The sequence below is a fragment of the Paenibacillus sp. 01L418 genome, from assembly GCF_056400045.1.
This window is the reverse complement of record NZ_JBFTSN010000093.1, coordinates 1-18,794: the sequence shown is the minus strand read 5'-3', so window position 1 is coordinate 18,794 and position 18,794 is coordinate 1. Positions and strand designations below refer to the sequence as shown.

General features: G+C 45.4%; 13 protein-coding genes. All 13 read right to left on the bottom strand.

Features of this window, described 5'->3' with window-relative positions; translation table 11 throughout:
- Nucleotides 1-277: 277 nt before the first annotated feature.
- Nucleotides 278-2,827 carry a beta-mannosidase gene (locus AC1DSE_RS14050; protein WP_477527805.1) on the bottom strand — a complete coding sequence of 850 codons (2,550 nt, stop codon included), beginning with the start codon at nucleotides 2,825-2,827 and terminating at the stop codon, nucleotides 278-280.
- A 37-nt stretch (nucleotides 2,828-2,864) separates the two neighbouring features.
- Nucleotides 2,865-4,343: a glycosyl hydrolase gene (locus tag AC1DSE_RS14045; protein ID WP_477527804.1), complete on the bottom strand. Its 1,479-nt coding sequence runs from the start codon at nucleotides 4,341-4,343 to the stop codon at nucleotides 2,865-2,867.
- Entirely contained in the window at nucleotides 4,340-5,440 is a 1,101-nt protein-coding gene (locus AC1DSE_RS14040) for an SGNH/GDSL hydrolase family protein (protein WP_477527803.1), read from the bottom strand. The genes AC1DSE_RS14045 and AC1DSE_RS14040 overlap by 4 nt, the downstream gene beginning before the upstream one ends.
- A gap of 55 nt (nucleotides 5,441-5,495) precedes the next feature.
- Nucleotides 5,496-6,530 carry a glycosyl hydrolase gene (locus AC1DSE_RS14035; protein WP_477511740.1) on the bottom strand — a complete coding sequence of 345 codons (1,035 nt, stop codon included), beginning with the start codon at nucleotides 6,528-6,530 and terminating at the stop codon, nucleotides 5,496-5,498.
- A 61-nt stretch (nucleotides 6,531-6,591) separates the two neighbouring features.
- A complete protein-coding gene (locus tag AC1DSE_RS14030; RefSeq protein WP_441881620.1) occupies nucleotides 6,592-7,596 on the bottom strand; it encodes a carbohydrate ABC transporter permease in 1,005 nt (334 codons plus the stop codon).
- A gap of 26 nt (nucleotides 7,597-7,622) precedes the next feature.
- Entirely contained in the window at nucleotides 7,623-8,522 is a 900-nt protein-coding gene (locus tag AC1DSE_RS14025) for a carbohydrate ABC transporter permease (protein ID WP_441881623.1), read from the bottom strand.
- A complete protein-coding gene (locus tag AC1DSE_RS14020; RefSeq protein ID WP_477511739.1) occupies nucleotides 8,522-11,098 on the bottom strand; it encodes a DUF5696 domain-containing protein in 2,577 nt (858 codons plus the stop codon). The genes AC1DSE_RS14025 and AC1DSE_RS14020 overlap by 1 nt, the downstream gene beginning before the upstream one ends.
- Before the next feature lie 14 nt (nucleotides 11,099-11,112).
- A complete protein-coding gene (locus AC1DSE_RS14015) occupies nucleotides 11,113-11,733 on the bottom strand; it encodes a Yip1 family protein (RefSeq protein ID WP_477527802.1) in 621 nt (206 codons plus the stop codon).
- Complete coding sequence (locus tag AC1DSE_RS14010) at nucleotides 11,730-13,229, bottom strand: NHL repeat-containing protein (protein ID WP_477527801.1); 1,500 nt, start codon at nucleotides 13,227-13,229, stop codon at nucleotides 11,730-11,732. The genes AC1DSE_RS14015 and AC1DSE_RS14010 overlap by 4 nt, the downstream gene beginning before the upstream one ends.
- Before the next feature lie 9 nt (nucleotides 13,230-13,238).
- Nucleotides 13,239-14,105 (bottom strand): carbohydrate ABC transporter permease, encoded by an 867-nt coding sequence (locus AC1DSE_RS14005; RefSeq protein ID WP_076266688.1) that lies wholly within the window; start codon nucleotides 14,103-14,105, stop codon nucleotides 13,239-13,241.
- Nucleotides 14,106-14,109: 4 nt separating this feature from the next.
- Complete coding sequence (locus AC1DSE_RS14000) at nucleotides 14,110-15,033, bottom strand: carbohydrate ABC transporter permease (protein WP_441881632.1); 924 nt, start codon at nucleotides 15,031-15,033, stop codon at nucleotides 14,110-14,112.
- Complete coding sequence (locus AC1DSE_RS13995; RefSeq protein ID WP_441881795.1) at nucleotides 15,033-17,897, bottom strand: extracellular solute-binding protein; 2,865 nt, start codon at nucleotides 17,895-17,897, stop codon at nucleotides 15,033-15,035. Before AC1DSE_RS13995 ends, AC1DSE_RS14000 begins: the two co-directional genes overlap by 1 nt.
- 241 nt (nucleotides 17,898-18,138) lie before the next feature.
- Nucleotides 18,139-18,639 carry a hypothetical protein gene (locus tag AC1DSE_RS13990; RefSeq protein WP_477527800.1) on the bottom strand — a complete coding sequence of 167 codons (501 nt, stop codon included), beginning with the start codon at nucleotides 18,637-18,639 and terminating at the stop codon, nucleotides 18,139-18,141.
- Between the last annotated feature and the right edge of the window lie 155 nt (nucleotides 18,640-18,794).

Genomic DNA, 18,794 nt, shown 5'->3' with positions numbered 1-18,794 from the left:
GTCGTAGATGAAGGAGAAGTCGACGAGTTCGTTAATCTGACGCAACATGTTGTCTTTTGGCACGATGAGGTCGTACAGCGCTGTGTACGGACTAAGTGCAAATGAGAGTTGAGGCTGGAACATGATATTCACCCTTCCGACGTGATACTGAAAGTATACAAGAAAAAAGGCACAGCGCCCTCAAAATATTGAGGGTCTGTGCCTTTATATCTAACGGACTTTTTCAGTGGCCTCCCCTTATAGGCGCCTCCTTTTTATTTGTTTTTTTCACTTCGTTTTATTTTTCCTCAGCCAAAAAATCGATCATTGAACGAGCTTGTACCTTGCCCGCTGCAGCTGGCTTACTTGCTGCTTCTCCACTTTCGCGCAAGCGGAACTCTACGATTTTAGCTACACCTGGTACTAAATCAAAGTAATTGTCCGTGAACATGCCCTCGTGCTCTGCGGTAATCCATACCTGCTTAGCAAGCACATCCGTTTCCAGCGCGAACGACGTACCGTTGCTGCCTTCAACCTCTGAAATTCGAATAACCGCTGAAGCAAGCTTCTGTTCTTTCGCTTTCACGAAATAATGTTCCTTGCTGTCTATCAGCTTACCGCCTTGGGTCAGCTCTGCATACAATACAACACGGTTTGCTTTGCAGCCTGTCAGCCATTCCAGCTCGTTTATCGAGCTTACAATTGCTGCACTATTTCCTGCTATGGACACTTGAGTCGTTTCCTGCTTAATTAACACGCCTGCAAAATCGTATAGCGATAATTTGAGCTCGCCTTTCAACGATTCCAGCAAATCCGTTACCGCATGAATATGGATGACGCCGTCATCTGTCTTGTCAAAGGACAGCATTGTATCGGCGAAGCTTCTTTTCGCATAATACTGCATAGCTTTCCATTTCCCGTAATAATCCATGCCTGCCCAAGAAGCTACTGGCCAGCAATCATTCATTTGCCAGTATAACGTTCCCATGCAATATGGCATGTTGCGACGATGCGCCTCAATCGCCATCTTCATCGCTTCTGCTTGCAGCACCTGACTCATATAGAGGAAAGCAGGGAAGTCCTTAGGCTCGCTCATATAAATATCCATGTATTCTTTAATGAGACGGTTGCCGTCGCCATTCTTCTGATGCGCGCGCATTACCTTAGAATCCAGAGCCAAATCCTGCTCCGTTGCGAATTTCATCACCGTATCATACTCAGGGAATGACTGGAAGCCGTATTCACTCATAAAACGGCCGATTTTCAGGTTGTAGTTCTCAAATGGCTCAACTGCGTGCCATACTCCCCAGTAATGAACATCTCCCTCTGTAGATAGCGGATGCGCATGCTGGTTAATGTCCCCCGACAGCGATATAAGCGGTGAGGATGGCCAATATTGTGTTCCTGGCGCATAGGCTTCAACCGCATCAGGTAAAATGTCATGGAAAACCGCCTCGTAGTCCGCCCAAATGACAGCGCGCTGCTCCGATGTATATTCTTTTTTCCAGCCCCAGCCGCCCTTCTCATCAAATTGCGCCCAAGCTGAATCAATCTCGTTATTGCCGCACCACAATACGATGGAAGGATGATTGCGCAGCCGCTTCACATTCTCTTCTGCTTCCAAGCGAACATTTTCTAGAAAGGCCTCATCGCCAGGATACATGCTGCATGCGAACATAAAGTCCTGCCACACCAAGATGCCGTACTCATCACAAAGCTCATAGAACACCGACTGCTCATATATACCGCCGCCCCATACACGAAGCATGTTCATATTCGATTCCGCAGCAGAAACAATTTCATGTCTATATCGCTCATCTGTTACTTCTGTAATGAAGCTGTCATTAGGGATATGGTTTGCACCTTTCGCAAACACAGGAACGCCGTTAAGCTCAAAATAAAACGAGGCTCCTACCTCATCCTTGTCTCGCACCAATCGAATGGAGCGAAGACCAGTACGAACGGACTTTGCAGCTATCAACTCTTCATCCTTGCAAAGCTCTGCTGTAAATGTATATAAATGAGCATCGCCAAGTCCTCTGCTCCACCAAAGCTTTGGATTCTCGATATCAACAGGCAGTTGAATCACATTGATCCCTTGCTTTAAGTGCGCAGCCTGCTCCCAAGTTTGTCCCCCAGCACTTAACTTCACCAAGCCGTTCCATTCATGCTCCGACTCAATTTCCACATCTACCGTTAAGCTAGCTTTCGAAGCATTTACCTGATCCTGCTTCACATATACATCCGTAATTTTACTGTCGGACCAGCCCTCTAGTCTAGCTTCACGCCAAATACCGCTCGTAACGAATCGTGGACCCCAGTCCCAGCCATAATGATAAGGCGCTTTTCTTGCAAAAATACTTATCTTCTGAGCACCCAGTCCGCCAAGCTCTGATTGATCATTACTAGCTGGTAGATTATAGCCAAGCTTCTCGATCTTCGGCAAATCCTCTTGCACAGGGGAGCGGAATTTAATCAACAATACATTATCTTTGGCATTCACCATAGACGCTACATTTGCTTTCCATGTTCTGAACATATTGTCTGCTGACAATACATGATGGCCATTTACATAAACGTCTGCATACGTATCTAACCCATCGAATACGAGTTCAATAGTTGAAGCATTAAACAATTGATCATTTACGTCGAAATGAGTCTCGTATTCCCAATCTATTTTGTCAATCCATTGCAAATCATGTTCATTTGTTTTATAGAAAGGATCTTTGATGATGCCATTGCGCAGCAAATCCGTATGAACGCAGCCAGGCACGATGGCTTCCATCCATTCTTGCTCCTGACAAGCTTTGAATTTCCAATTACTTAGCACTAGTTGTGTTTCTCTCATTTTGTCCTCCTAAGAATATGTGTCTTCCTATCGCTTGTCATTCTTCTTTATCTACAGCTTTTTTCATGCTAAACAAGTCTGGAAGTTCATCCAGTGTCGTCACATTTGAATGATTGTAGATTTTTTTCAAAATCTCTTGGCTGTTATGTTTTCCATCGTTTAAATAATCGCCTTCCCAGGTGACAAACCAGCTCCAATTCGCACCATACGCTTTCATTAAGTCCGGATCAGGAATGGAACCATTTTCGGTCATTGCAACAAGTTTTTTATTGCTTACTAGAGCGACGAGATTATCAAAATAATTAATGGCGGGAGAATGATCTCCAGGGGCTGGATAACTATCTACACTAACGATATCCACTACGTCATCTCCTGGATACCATTCGGGCTGGACCGAATTCCAGATCCATATAAGATTGTTTAATTCATGCTTATTGGCCAGTCGATCGTATACTATTCGGTAAAGCTGCTTTGCCGGTTCAGGACCCTTTGCTCCCCACCAGAACCACCCGCCTTCCGCTTCATGAAGCGGTCTAAATAACACGGGCACATGGGCATCCTTTAATCTTTGAAGCTGCACGGCAATCGTATCGATATCAGCTAGCAGCAGCTTGTACTCCTCCGATTCAGTGTCACTCAAAGCTTTCTCCAAATCAAAGGTTACCGAATCAGCATAAAACCCCCGCCACCATTCTTTTCCCGGCTCGTCAATTATGCCGGTGGGAGCGTTCCAATGCCATAAGAAGGTTGTAATGCCGCCTTGCTTATGCCAGCCAATTGCTTTTTCCACTTCATACGAGATAGCTCCGTGCTCTGCTCTTGTTTTGGAATAATCGATTAAATCAAACCCGACCATCGCTGGTTCTTTACCGGTAATCTTCTCAATCCAAGAAACATTATCCAGTCCGGTTTGACCCGACAACATCGACTCGCCATAGTTTTCCACCAAATAATTCATTAGTTTTTTGGCTTCTGCAGAAGCATTCCCATTCACTAATTCACCAGAAACCTGATGTTTCGTTTCAGGCTGCGTCTTTTGCAGCTTAATATAGTCGATATCGTAATAACCCCAGCCTCGAGTCAGGCTAATCGTATTCGTGCCCTCTTGTAAAAGCAGCTTCCCTGCCTTGAGCTCCGTAAATTGATCATTTGGCTGTAAAACCAAATCGCCGTGGGGCTCATTATTCAATGAAATGCCAGCTACTTTATTGCCATTTGGCGCCCGGTAGCTGACCCAAACATTGTATAATATTGCCTTTGGAGCAACAACCTCAAACGATAACTGGTCCTGCTCATCCGTAAAATCAGTAACGAAGCCTGAGCCAGAGAAGCCCTCCGCTTCTTTGGAAACCATAGTACCTTGAAGCAGCCCGGACTCCGCTTCGTATTTCAAAAATGGTTCTACCTTGTTTGAGCTTGGCAGAACAGCCAATATAACGACTAAAGCGGCGCCTAGAAGCGCTAAGCTGACAGCCAACGCACTAATGACAACTCGCCTGCTCCTAAGGGCGGTCACCTGATAATCCCCACTTTCGCGAGACGGAAATTAGTGCCTGTGCATTCTGGTCGATTGCCATGAATGACTTCAAGCTCGAAGCGGTGACGGCCGCTCACCCAATCATCTCCGAAACAGCTTAAGCGATACCACCCATCATCCTGGACCCATGATGGCCTCTCCCGCTCCATCACTTGCCACTCCCCATCATCTATTCGGTATCGAAACTCAGCTGAGCTTCTCCCGAAGTCAAAGCCAAGAACGAGTCCTCTTCCCTCGAAGGAGAAGGACAACTCTGCTCCAATGGCCGATGTCTCGAGCACTTGATCGATCCACTCCAGGTGAGGCCATCTCCTTATGGCCCAAGAACCTCTCGTATGAATGTGATGAAAAGATAAGTCGAATACATCATCCCAGCATTGTGTATCCAGCGGCTTTGGTATCAAGTATGAAACCTGATCAGCCTCCACCGCGTGATCCGCGTACGGTAATTCCTTCTGGAGATAAGCAATTACGCTTTGCCCATAGCTCAAGCTTCCTCTGCTTGTCGGATGAAGACCATCTGGCAGCCATTCTTCAAAGCGCAGCTTGCCTTTCTTGACTTCCTCAAAAGCATACAAACCCATCCATACCGAGCTAAGATCATAATGCTCTGCTATCCGCTCAAATTCATTAATCGTATCCGGTACCAAGCCCTGTGTAATAGCGCTGTACATATTTTGCGAATACGTGTATACGATGACGATATCGCGCTGGCCATCAGCGAGCAATTGCCTTATTAATCCTTCGCGCGAGCGATTGCGCTTCAAGGTTGGCTCGCCTTCATCATTAACTGCATATTCAATAAAAACCAAATCGCAATTCGTATCGATTAAATCGCGTTTGGCGCGGAAAGCAGCTAAATCGCTGCCCGTTGCTCCAATCGCTGCATTTTCAACCGCGATACGCAGTTCCGGGTATTGCTCCGTGAACCAGGCAATGACTGCCTCCGGCCAGTTATGGCGCGGCCTTGCATCGGTAATCGAGCCTCCAATAAAGCCAACCGTCAAGCGTCCTTCTTGGATTCCGCGCCGCGTTCGATGCAGATTGCTTCGGTGATTCCAAATCGACAAAGTCATAAATGGCGTGCTCCTTGCACAAGTATTAGTCCTTGCGATGAATGGCATCCACCCGCTATTCTCGCAGCTGATAATTTTTCAAATCAGGCAGCTCATCCTTCGTTAACGAGAAAGGGTGATTATAAAATTTGATAAGCTGTTCCCTATCTGTAAACTTCTCGGCATATACACGGTGTCCATCCACAGTATTGTAGACAAAATTGCCATACCACGTGCAATTCCATGCCCAGAGTGCACGATCCTGCAGCATAAGATCTGGATCAGGAATCGGTCCATTTTCAGACAAAGCAATAATTTTGTTCATGCTTGTGTAAGCGAGTGCCTTCTCGAAACGATCAAGCTGCGACTCGTAATTTTGCTCAGGAGGATAAATATCTTCTCCAATAATATCGACGTACTCATCGCCCGGATACCAATCCGCATGCTGTCCATTCCATACCCAAATCAAATGGTTCAACTTATGCACGTTCGTCATTCGGTCATACATCAGCTTCCACAATTGAACGCAGGGCTCAGCCCCTTTGCTGCCCCACCAGAACCAGCCTCCCGAAGCCTCGTGCAGTGGTCTCCATAATACAGGCACCCCTGCATCCTGCAGCCGTTTCAGCTCGGAGGAAATCGCATCAATATTTCTGATCAGCAGCTTATAATCCTCTGACTCTTGATCACTCAACGCCTTCTGCACATCAAACGTCGTTGCTTTTGTATAGAAGCCGCTGCCCCACGTTCGGTCAGGGGCCAAATCAATTAAATCCTTAGGCGCATTCCAATGCCAGCAAAAAGTTACGATGCCGCCGCTTTGCCACCAATCAATCGCAATATCCGTATCGGAGCATGTGGCCCCGCGCTCTGTGCGCGAGGGTGAATAATTCATGAAATCAAAGCCATAAACAGCTGGGTATTTCCCAGTCACTTCATGCAATATTTCAAGCTCAGGTGTTGATACTACACCGATTTGCTGACCGGTCAATATGCGAGTTCCATAAATGTCGCATAAATAGGTCATCAGCCTTTTCGCCTGATCGTCTGCATTCGGGTTTATGAGCTTAGGTTCCACTATGAAACGGGATTGCTGCTTCACATTCAACATTTATGGTTTCTCTCCTTCTTTGACATTTCTTTTTGTATATCCTTACTTAACCTACTGCCTGCTACCCGATAATACCGCTCCGCTCCACACTTTCAACGAAATAACGCTGAACGACTAAGTACAAAATGATTAGCGGTATGATAGCAAGCAAAATACCCGTATCAATAATCATTGCCACATGGTTCGGATCAGCCTTAACGTTACCGCCTCCGGCCGCTACCCCCAGCAAACCTGGAAGCAACGCATTGGCTTGAGCTGACAATGTCGAAATCTTAATCGGCATAAGTGCGGATTCACTCATGAACAGCGAAGTGAAAAAGGTATCGTTATACTGCCAAACAAAGCAGAACAGCACAACAGTAATGATTGGCGGAATGGCGTTCGGCAGCATGATTTTCAAAAATGTTTTCACTCCGCCAGCGCCATCAATCAATGCTGCTTCCTCTATCTCTTTAGGCATTCCTTTAAAAAACTGGCGGAAAATATAAATGAACAGGCCCGCTTTTAATCCGATTGCCGTCGCAGACGTTATAATAGAAGGCCAATACGTATTGAGCAGATTAACGCCTTCCTTACCCGTCACGAGATGAATGACTCCGAGTATGTCAAAGCTTCTAAAATGAAGATACATCGGAACCATCAACGTGCTTGTCGGAACTAGAATCGTTAATATGACCAGAGCGAACAGCACATTGCTGCCTGGGAAGTTAAAACGGGCGAAGCCGTACCCAGCAAGCGCGCAGGAAGCTGTCGTTAGTAGCGTAGTCACAATAACAAAGACAAGCGTATTCCCTAGGAGAGGAAAGTAGTGTAAAATATCCATCGCCATTTTGATGTTGTCGAGCGTAAAGTGGACAGGCACCATATAAATCGTCGGATTGTAAATATCGACTTTGTCTTTGAAAGCAACAGAAAACTTCATAAGCAGCGGATAAATGATGATGTACGAGATGCCAATAACAAGCGCGTAACGAAAAATGGCGTACAACGTATCGATCGTCTTATTTTTCATTTTCTGCAGCCGATATTTATTGTCCTCGTTGCGAACAGCCTGTGAAGCCTCCATATGCAGCTTCCTCCTTTGTTAATCACTCAGTTGTAATGTACTTTTCTCGATAGCAGCACTCCGATAATGACCAAAACAACGCTTATAATCAACGTGTAAACCCAAGACATCGCTGCGCTTAGCCCAAAGTTTTGCGTGGTGAATGCCGTCGAGAAAATCATATCCGTAACTGCGCTGCCCGAGAATGAATCAATAATCGTATAGATGACATTGGTCAAAATGAGCGGGCTAACTAATGGAAATGTGATTTTCCAGAACGATTCATAGGCTGTAGCGCCTTCCATCTTAGCCACCTCATACATGGCACCTGGAACGGACTGCAAAGCAGCTAGAAAAATAAGAATTTGCACGCCAGAGCTTGTAATAATCTCATAGATTCTAGTAATCGCCTGAACGATGTAGTCTACGAACGATAGCGGCAATCCTATTTCACTAAGTATCATGACCATTGACATAATATTATAGGTGGAAGAAGCTTCACCCATTTCACTTACGACCGATGAATCGCCTACTAGATTAATAAGCCCCGCTGTTTCTGCAGCTGAAATCGCATTGGAAGCGAGTATGACAGGCAGGAAAAATATCGCTCTCGCGAGTATTCTGCCACGAAACTTCTGATTAAGCAGCGTAGCAGAGAAAAGGCTGAAAAATAATATCATCGGTACATTCAAAACCATTTCAGAAACGGATTGGGTCAAAATCCGATTGAAGGTAGCATCCACGAACAACGCTTCTTTAAAATTCGCCCAACCAACCGATTCCAATATAAACCCAGTCGGTTCCACCGTTAGCTTGCTGAAGCTGAATTTAATAGATTGGATAAGCGGTGTCGCAAACATAAATATGAAGCCCAGCAGCCATGGGAATATAAATGCTACGCCTAGAAGTGAGCGCTTGTGCCGCAAAGCTAACTTATAACCATTCATTAACGCTCACCTCCTACCCAATAGTTTTGAGCTTCAACTTTGTTTCCGTTAATGCTGACTTGATTATCTGTGTAATTGACAATAATCGATTTTCCATTGCTGTATTGCATCTCTACGACACCGTCTTGGTGGCGGATATGCTTCACCATTTGAGCATTTCTCACACCGGAGAGCACATCGTTTGCTTCCTTATACATCGACAGCGCTTGATCATACCAGTCTTTGTAATGGGTAGAGAACAGCTTGTCAAAATGAGTGAATTTCAGTTTAGACGATGGTTCATAGCTCCATGAAAAATGCGGCGCTGAGCCAAGCTCTACCGAACGAAGCAGCTGCTGCTGAATATCCTGCTCATCCTCTAAGTTAATCGCACCGCCGGCATAATCGACATATCCATGAATAACCATTTGATAAAATGGAACTTCCTCATCCGTTAGCACGAAGCCGCTGGATGACGTTGGCACATTTATAAGATGATCTGCGAATGGCCATACATAAGCATTTCCACCCGTAAGCATCGTTTGATCGACGCGCTCATCCACCTTGCTCAGCTCATCCTCAACGATTTTTTTAGCCGTTTCGCGTTGAATGACTCCGCTCGTACGGAAGTCCGAGCTCAGCACGCTGCCAAGGTCCCGCAGCGATATTCCCCTCATGCCAAGCGAATCATACTTCTTCATAAACGTATCAACGAAGTAGGGAAGCTTTGCCGGTGACAACAAATAATACGAGCCTAATAGCATATCCATTCGATTAAGCGCTCGGTTATAAGGATAAAGCTCTGCTTCCTCCCGTGTAACGAACCGCGATGCATCAGAGGATGGAACAAAACCTCCATCATCATGATAAATTTGCTGAAAGGCTACATCTGGGAACAACATCCCGCCGGATTGCTCCAGCTGATTCGCTAGCTTAATGAAGCTAGACTTGCTTCCGAGCTCGCTGTCCACTTTCAGCTTTACTGGTGTCTGATGATTGACGCCGTTGCCGAACCAGCCCGTGTAACGCATGAGCAATCGATCAATCCCATCCGACTTCAGTTGTCCAGCCATTTGTGAGGCTTGCTCAAAGGATGTCATGGAAACGACGGAGCTGTACGGTACACCAAGGAATGATTTCCGCTTGTCGACCGTTCCTAGAATATCCAAATAAAATGGAAGCTTTTCATCATCTTTTAATGGCTGAAGCTTGTTTTCAGCTACAAGCCTGTCACGATAAAGCTCCGCCATTCCTGAATAGCTCGCCTTATCGCCAAAGAGAAAGCTGTATCGAATTTGAATGTCGCCTTTATAAATCTCTTCACTCAACAGCTGGATTTCTTGAATCTTTGAGCCTGTGTAAAGCTCAAGCTCATCCTCTCCACGCAATGAGTAGCTGCTGTGAATATAATTGTAGGAATTTTTTTTACCGCTGATATCAGCAGCGATGCTGGCAACAGCATCACCTTCTTCAATCACCGCAAACCATGCTGCGCTTCCAGCCTTCATCCCAAATACCGGCATTCTAGCACTCTCGCTTACTTGACCGCGGCGGTAGCTGTTATCGTTCGGATCAAGGCCATATACTCTTTGTACGTATTGCTCTTCCTTTACCTTGCCGTTGTTTAGATGGATCAAGCTTCCGGTTCCATCCGGCACGAACATATATCCTTCGTTTTCCTTATCTGCAGCGCCAAAGAAATTAAGCATCTCGATGCTGCGAATTTGATAGCCTCCGCTTTCTTTGACCTGATTGACTGGAACGGATGCAACCAGTGAACCGCCATCAATGCGGTATTCCAAAGGAATAACGAAGTTTGGTTTGCTCGATTCGCCGCCGCCTGCAACGCCATTTTCCTCATTGTCGAAAGCAAGATCCTCATCGGAATAACCAGCCTTGACGAATGCCGCCGTCATTTTGCTCAATACAAGCGGCTTGGAAACCTGCGCATCTAGTCTCTCTAATACTTCCTTATTGTCCGCTTTCGGATAATAGCGCAATCCCACATATTTGGCCGTTGGCGCATCCAGCTTGGAGAGCACCTTCTCTTCCAATCGCACTTTGCTTATATACCTTGGCAAGGCATCCACGCCGATAGACGTATCGCCAATCGTATAAGTGATACGAATGCCGTTCTCAATGCTCTCAGCTGTAAACTGCTTATTTGCGATACTTTCCGTGAAGTTGGTGAATGTATCCAGCGTACCGATTGAATCCCGGAACAGTACCGTCAACTGAGAAGACAATATTTCCTTCTCGAAGCCCGATGCGATAGCATCCTCACTCCGATTGGGCGGATTGCTGTACCAGATTTGGCCTTGCAGTTTATCCCTCACAGCGACCTCTGTCGTTTCGGCGCTGTAGTATAACGATAATTCGGAATTGTCCGCTACAAGCTGCATGCCTGGCACACCTTTTGAAGAATCAGGCATTGCCTTAATTGCGGCTCCAGCTTCCAGCTCAGTTGTCATTTTCATATAAGCGGCTGCTTTAACGGCTTTAGCTCCACGACTGGTGAATAGCAATACGGAGCAGACCAAGATACAAATTGCTGCGGTACAGGCCAGCACCGCAACCAGCTTTTTACGATTTTTCACGGGTGCGGCCTCCTTTACGTACGGAAAATGATTTCACGATAAATATTGATAATAAAATCGATAATTTGCTGCATCATACTCAGCACGAGCGTCCCAAGAAATACGATAATGCCCATTACGATTACCGTCAGCAGCATCGTAATAATCGTTTTAAACGCCGTATATTGATGCACCGTCATCGTACCGACAAATAGAAGCGCTAGAAACCAAATGGTGGATATAGACATGACTAAATAATAAAAAGCTGTTTCTTCCTGTACCATAAACCGGCTCGCAATGGTCATGGGAACATAAAGAATGACCATAGGAACAAGCGCATAACCTGTCGCCATAACAATTTCTTTGAATTTACTTTCGCCATCCATTAAGGTTGTAATCGCCCAATTGGATATACACCAAAGGAAGAAAGGAAATACAATCGTAACGAGCTGAGTCAGGCTGTTCAAATGACGTGGATCATTATAGTTCACCAGAAAACCTGCAAACTGATTTTGTAAAATAACAGAAACGATGRCAAGCAGCAAAATAGCTAATGCGACCTTTACTTTTCCTTTGCCGTCATACTTCATATCCCAGAAGCCGTCAAAAGGATGAACGATTAAATGCAGCGGAAACTTGATGAAATCCTGTTTCATAGCGATCTGCCCTCCTTAGCGGTTTGCGATGCAAAGTCTGACATCGTAAGCTTCCTCTTTTTCATACGAGAGCTTACCAGCTTGAACGCAAGCCATGCAGCTGCTAGGACGATCAGCATTGTTAGAAAGGTTCCTGAATGTTCCTTCATTACTTCCCTGCGGTACCTTTTGTAAGCTACGGAATAACTATCGCGGTCCATGCCCAGCTTAAAATACTCAAGTGCTTCCCCGTTCTTCCGCTCCATCAGCAACGATTTGCCAATGCCTATATACGCAATATCGTAGTTGCTGTTTAACCGAAGCACTTCTTGCCAAACCGGTACCGCCAGCTTATCCTCACCGGTGTAATGCAGCTTCACAGCCTCGTTTACGCTGGCACCAAACTTCGTTGGCTCAAATACGACGATATTGCTTTTCCCACGATCAAGCACTAGTTGTTTTTCACCCAAATGCTCGACGGCAACCGGTATTTTAAACGTACCGATCTGATTCCCCTTACCGCCATACACATAGAGCAAATCGCCTTCATCATTGTAGGTAAATACTTTGCCTTGATTTCCGTCGAGCACGCTGTACATTCCGTTTTCGAGTACCTTCACATCAATCAGCTTGGAAGGACCCACAGCGCGCCTGAACAAAATATCCCCTAACACATCGAAGTATCCGAAGCGCTTCAGCACATCCTCACCTGATGGATTAAGTCTTTTTACTGGTTCCTTGGAGTCAGGATCGATGTTCGTTGCATATACAAATCCTTTGGCATCGATATCGATATTCGAAAACTCGGTTGGAATAAACAGCACCATTTGCGCTTTCTGTGCTTTGGTTGAAAGCAAGCGCCATATGACTTCCGTATAGTCCCGCTGCACTTTGTTTGTCCCTACATATCCGATAAACTGGCCTTTCTCATCAAACTGCATGATGCCTTCGTAGATGCCTTGCGCTACGACATAAACCCGTTTGGCTTTATCTACCGTTACCTTTAACGGAATAAATTTAAAATCACTTGCCAAAACATCAGATTTGGGCTGCTCGATTGTTCGAAGCAATTCACCGTCGCTCGATAACACGACAACTCGCCCGTTGTCCGTATCCGCAACATAAAGCTGCTCCTCCTCATCAACGAATAATCCCGACGGATTTTTAAACCCGATCTTTTCTCCGTCCTTTTCGTACTCGTTAATGATGTTTTTCACTTTCCACTGATCATCTAAAATAACGATTCGGCCATTGCCGCTGTCCACAATGTATATTAKCCCGCTTGCAGACACGACCATATCCTTTGGCTCTAAAAAGTCACCGATGCCGATATCAGCTCCGGATATGGAGAGTTTGGGTACATAAGCCGCCGGTGCTGGAACTGCTTCTTCCCAATAGTTATAGTTGTAGCTCTCATATGGCGTCGACGCTGCAGCCGCCGGTGCAGGCGCTGCGGTAATAAACAATAGGGAAGCCGCCGCGATGACGAGAAACCATTTTTTCGCTGACAAGTGCATTCCCCCCTTTTAATCTTTCATTCCAGAAGTCGCCATCGTTTCAATAATTCGGCTTTGCGAGAAAACGAACAGCGTAATCGGAACGCTCATCAGAATGAGTGCTACTGCTGCCGCTGCTCCTGCGCGAGCAATACCGCCTGCCACAACTTGATTCGCTGCAAAATGCAGCGATTTAAGCTGTTCGCTGTAAATGAAGCCATTCCCATCGCTGCCCCAAAGAATTTGGAAAAGCAAAATAATTAGCGTTAGCCATGCCGGTTTTACATTGGGCATTACGATGGTCCAGAAAATTCGATATTCGCTTGCTCCATCAATTTTTGCCGCCTCTAACAGCACATCAGGAATTTGCTCCATAAATTGCTTCATTAGATAGAGACCAAGCGAATAAGCAAAAGCTGGAATGATGACTGCCCAATACGTGTCGATCAAGCCTAACCATGACATGATCATATAGTTTGGAATAGCTGTYACGGCTGGCGTAAACATCAAGGATAAAACGACAATGCTGAACATGAAGCTTTTACCTGGAAACTTATGCTTGGCTAGCGGATAAGCAGCTGCCGACGCTAACAGTACATGTCCAATGATTCCCATGCCGGTAATGAAAACCGTGTTGAAAATATATCTTGAAAAAGGAACCCATGAATTGCCTAACAATGCGAATAAATCGATAAAGTTGTTCATGGTCGGGTTTCGAACAAATAATGTCGGAGGAAACATAAATATTTCATCCAACGGTTTAAAGGCATTATTGATCGCATAGATTAGCGGCACGATCATGAACGCACCGAACGCCGTAAGCAAAACAAAAAGCGAGAAGCTGCCCCAAAACGATCGATTTACCCGTTTCCTCGGGATTCGAAAGGAGAAGTTCATGAACTTATTCACCTACCCTGCGAAGAAGTTTTTGAACGATGAGATTCGATCCCACCATAATCATGAATAACACAGAAGCAATGGCAGAAGCGTAACCCATCTCAAAACGGGTAGTACCGAAATCGATTAAGTGAGTAACTATCGTCTCAGCTGCATAGTTGACGCTAGGGAATCCTGCGAGAGCGATCGAAACATCAGCCACTGCAAATGCCGTCGTAATCTGAATGACTGCCCCGAACATCAGCTGCGGCCGCATCGAAGGCAATGTAATGAACCAAAGCTCCTGCCAGCGATTCTTCACGCCATCGACTGCGCCAGCCTCATATAATGTTCGGTCAACGGTTTGCAAACCTGCAATAAAAGCAAGAAAACCCGTTCCAAGACTAAGCCAAAGCTGAACAAGAATGATGATCGGCAAAATGTATTCCTCTTTTTTCAACCATTGAAGCGGCTCCAAGATGATGCCCAGCTTCAATAAAAAACCGTTGGCGATTCCATAACGATCGCCAGAGAAAATCATCAGCCATATAAAATACACGTTTCCGGATATCGATGGCGCATAAAATACGAGAGTCATTATCGCTCTCAGCTTTGGAGACAGCTCATTAATAATCCATGCAAAAACAAAACATGCGATATAACTAATTGGTCCCGTTATTACAGCGAACAACAGCGTGTTCTTTACGGCAATGAGGAAAACATCATCATCTAGAAATAAGCGCGTATAATTCTGCCAGCCGACAAACTTTGGAAACTCCAGCATATTGAAGTACGTAAAGCTAAGCACCACCGAAACCAAAACCGGCAGTACTGTAAACACGGCGAACAAAACCATGTAAGGCGCCAGCAATATGTAGGAGTGTTTGTTTGCTTTCACTTCCCGCAGCTTCAGGTTCCACCAATTTTGCACGCTTGACCCTCCCTCCATTATTGCGGCAACCCGAACTCTTTTCGTTTCGTCGTAATTTCATCCTGCATATATTGGACATAGTCCATAATCGATTCGCGCGCCTGCACTTGACCAACAACCGTCTTATAGAAAGCATTAAACAAATGTCGGCCTGTGAAATATCCGCCTGGCACTTCCGGCACCCCTTGTACCCATTCAAATTGCGCCTTCAAGTTTTCGTAATCGGCAACCGGCCATGGCAAGCTGTCGAGTGCCTTGATATTGGCAGTCGGATAACGGGCTGCTGCGCCCATCAAACCTTCCATTTCACGACCAAACACCGTTTGTGTCGCTTCGCTGGTCCACCATTTCATGAACTCCCATGATGCTTCCTTGTCCTTCGCCTTCTTCATCATTACGACAGCGCTGCCTCCGCTTGGCACCTCACGATTAATGGAGCCATCCTTCTGGATGGTTCCCGGAACAGGAGCGAAGCCCCACATGCCGCGAATTTCTGGCGCAAATACAGAAAGCTGGTTATAGGTTGTATAATCTGCAATGCCGATTGGCATCTGCCCCGTACGGAAGCGATTGGAGAAATCATATTCCCGTTCTAATTTATAGTCGGTATAAAACTCCGTCCATTGCTTAAATGTTTCGATGCCGATGCGTGAATCCAGATCGGATTCTTTGCCATCATTGCGGTATAGCTGTCCACCATTCTGAAATAATAGTGCCGCATACATCGAGTTTGGCGGTATGTTTTGCCCTTGAACAGCAGCTTGTGCCACAACGGGCAAACCGAATTGCATATGATTTTTACTTAGAACGGCTAGTAAATTAGAAACTTCATCCCAAGTTTGCGGAATTTCCAGACCCAGCTGATCAAGCACATCCTTACGGTAAAAGAGCATGTTGAACGTTTGTGTTTCCGGCAACGCATAAACCCCGCCATCATAGCTGTATGGAACAACTGCGCTTGGACGGAAACGTTCCCTCACCTCTTCGAAATCAGCAAACTGTGTCAAATCAGTTGAAGCGTTGCGCATCGCAAAGTTAACAGGCAAATCATTTTCAATCTGCATGGCGATGTCGGGACCTTGGCCCGCCAGCGTTGCAGGCAGCAGTGTTCCCATGTTTACCAGCTTCAAGTTGACATTAATGCCGGTAACGGATGTAAAGGTTTCGTCAATCATCGCCTTCATCGTGTTGGCTTGATCCCGTCCGCTTCCGATCCATACGGTAATCGACCTTTGGTCGGCGTCCTCAGAAATATTTCCGATCTGATTGTAATCCGTAAAGAAAGAAGAAATAAAAGTTGCAGATTGATGCTTAAGATTCGCAGCGAAACCCATCCCTTTTTTAGGGAATTTCTTATCTGGTGAAGCGACATACAGCGCATCGATCTCAAGCGGCTGCTGCCTTGCTTGCTGAACCCAAGTTCCTAGTCCCCCTGTGTTTGTCTTGTAGGCTCCAAGCCTTCTCGGAATGGTATCCGGCTTCTCAACCATCTCATCCAATTGCAGTGACATCGTCTTTAGAAGAGCCTCTTGGTCACTGGATTGTCCTGATAATTTGACGAGCTGTGAGGCAATGGTTTTAAGACGTTCACTTTCTTCTTCAAAAACGTTAAGTATGTTGGGAACTTTTTTCTCAATCTGATAATCACGGTATTCATCGGGCTTTGTTCCCGTAATCATCAATATTTTGCGATACATTTCATTCAAATTATAAAGACTGCTTTCAACCTCACGAATGAGCGGGGCAAACTCGCCTAAACTTACCTCAAGCCTGAGTGTATGCTTTCCTTTTTCCAGGCGGTATAAATAAGGAGACTTTCCACCCATCACATCAAGCCGATAGGAGCTCTTATAACGAAACGCAACCTTTTCCATTTCCTTAAAAGGAATTTCACCGTCAATGGTTAATGTACGAGTTGAATAAATGCCTCTAACGAAGTTTTGCTGCGTTTTAAAGGCAATTTGGTAAAGCCCCGTTTCAGGGACATCAATTTCCCATTCCATCCATTGACCAGGAAGACGCCAATTCAAGCCGCCAATCGTATTTATTTTTATTTTTGAAGAGCTGTAAGGATATACTGCAGCACTTGAACGCTCGCTTAGCGGATACAAGGTTGGTGAAGACTTTGCTGTGGAAGCCTCGCCTTCAATCGTAATCAATTGGCCGCTCGTCTCCTTCATACCATCTGCTTCATACTGCTTAAGCAACTGTTCATAGGTTAGTGGAGCAGGCTGTTGAAATAGTTTCAATTGTTTAACGACCATCGGTTCCCGTGTAGATTCAAGCGTAATCGTATGTTTGCCCTGCGAAAAATAAAATAAGAAAGGTTCATTCTCGTAACCATCGGAATCTTGAAATGTTTTCTCGCTCCATCTCGGCTTCTCCACTTGCTTTGGTCTGAGATCATTGCCTTGATTGTCCTGAACAACTTGAGCTGCTTGATTATCCCAAACACGGTCAAACTGCAGGAAAGCAGCTTCTCTGAACGGACGTTTTCCGTCAATGAATAAATCCCGTTCAATCGCTGAGCTTTTTCCTTCAATGGGATAATAGAGCAAAGAAAGATTATAAAGACCCGCATCAGTCACATCAAATGACCATTCCACTTTGCCCGATTCACCTGTTAACAAGGAAGATCCGTCCATGCCCTCGTAGTTGTTAAGCTTCTCGAACTCAGCACCCTCTACATGGCTGTAATTGATTGCTTCTAATACGATTTCCCGCTCTGGACGGGCAGCCGCCTCATATTGCGAGACATATTCATGATATTTTTGTTCATTATAAGCAGAGATCTTCGTCGATCCGGATTGAACGGACTCCTCCGTCAGCGCATTATCCGAACTGCCGACTGCATGCACCTTAGGCACTGACGGAAGTACCATTAAAACTGCCAAAACAAAAGGGACTATCTTCTTTGCCACATTGGTTAGCCGCAAATTGCTTATCACCAGAGGTCCTCCTTACATGCATAAACGGTTTCTCCGTCCATAGGCGGGGAAGCTCACGTTTGATGGTGAAATATAAGCCCATATATCTTCTAGCATTTATTTTCCTCGTTCTCATACAATCGGGGGAAGTCATGAAAGACGTCCCCCGACCTGTACATTAAACCGCTGCCTTCAATTACTTAGAAAGCTTGGCTATGGACGCTTCTGCTTCCGGCTTATACTTCTCAGCAGTCGCAGTCACTGATTGATTATTTACGATAATATCTGTAACGAACTTCCCAGTAGGGAAATCAGGGAAAGCATCATCCAGCAAGATTTGGCCTGTGTTCGTAATATGATCACGCTGCATAGCTACATCTTCCTCGTGATTGTAGAGGCCTTCCAGCCACTCTTGGCTTGGGAATTCTTCCGTTTGAGTAATATCAAATGTTTCTTCGTAAATTTGGTAAACCAATTGTGCGTCTTTTACGCCTTTTGGAATAAATTTAGCCGCTTGTCCAGGGTTCGCATAAGTAACTTCTGGACTTCCTTGTGGCCCGTTCGGAATTGGCACAACACCGATATCGAACGTTAATTCACCAATATTCCACGCCGGTGCTTGGAACATCGCTACATCGCCGTCTTTAAACGTGTTGAATTCTTCATAATTCATTCTGTCGCCTGTTTTAATTTTCATAACGTTCTCAACGTTGTATAGACGGTTAACAAACTCTGCCGCTTCAATCGTTTTTGGATCAGTTAAGCCTTGAACGCCTGCTCCTTCGTCAACGATTTTGCCGCCATTTGCAGCCGTAAAGTTGCGGAAAATATCAATGGAAAAATATCAATGGA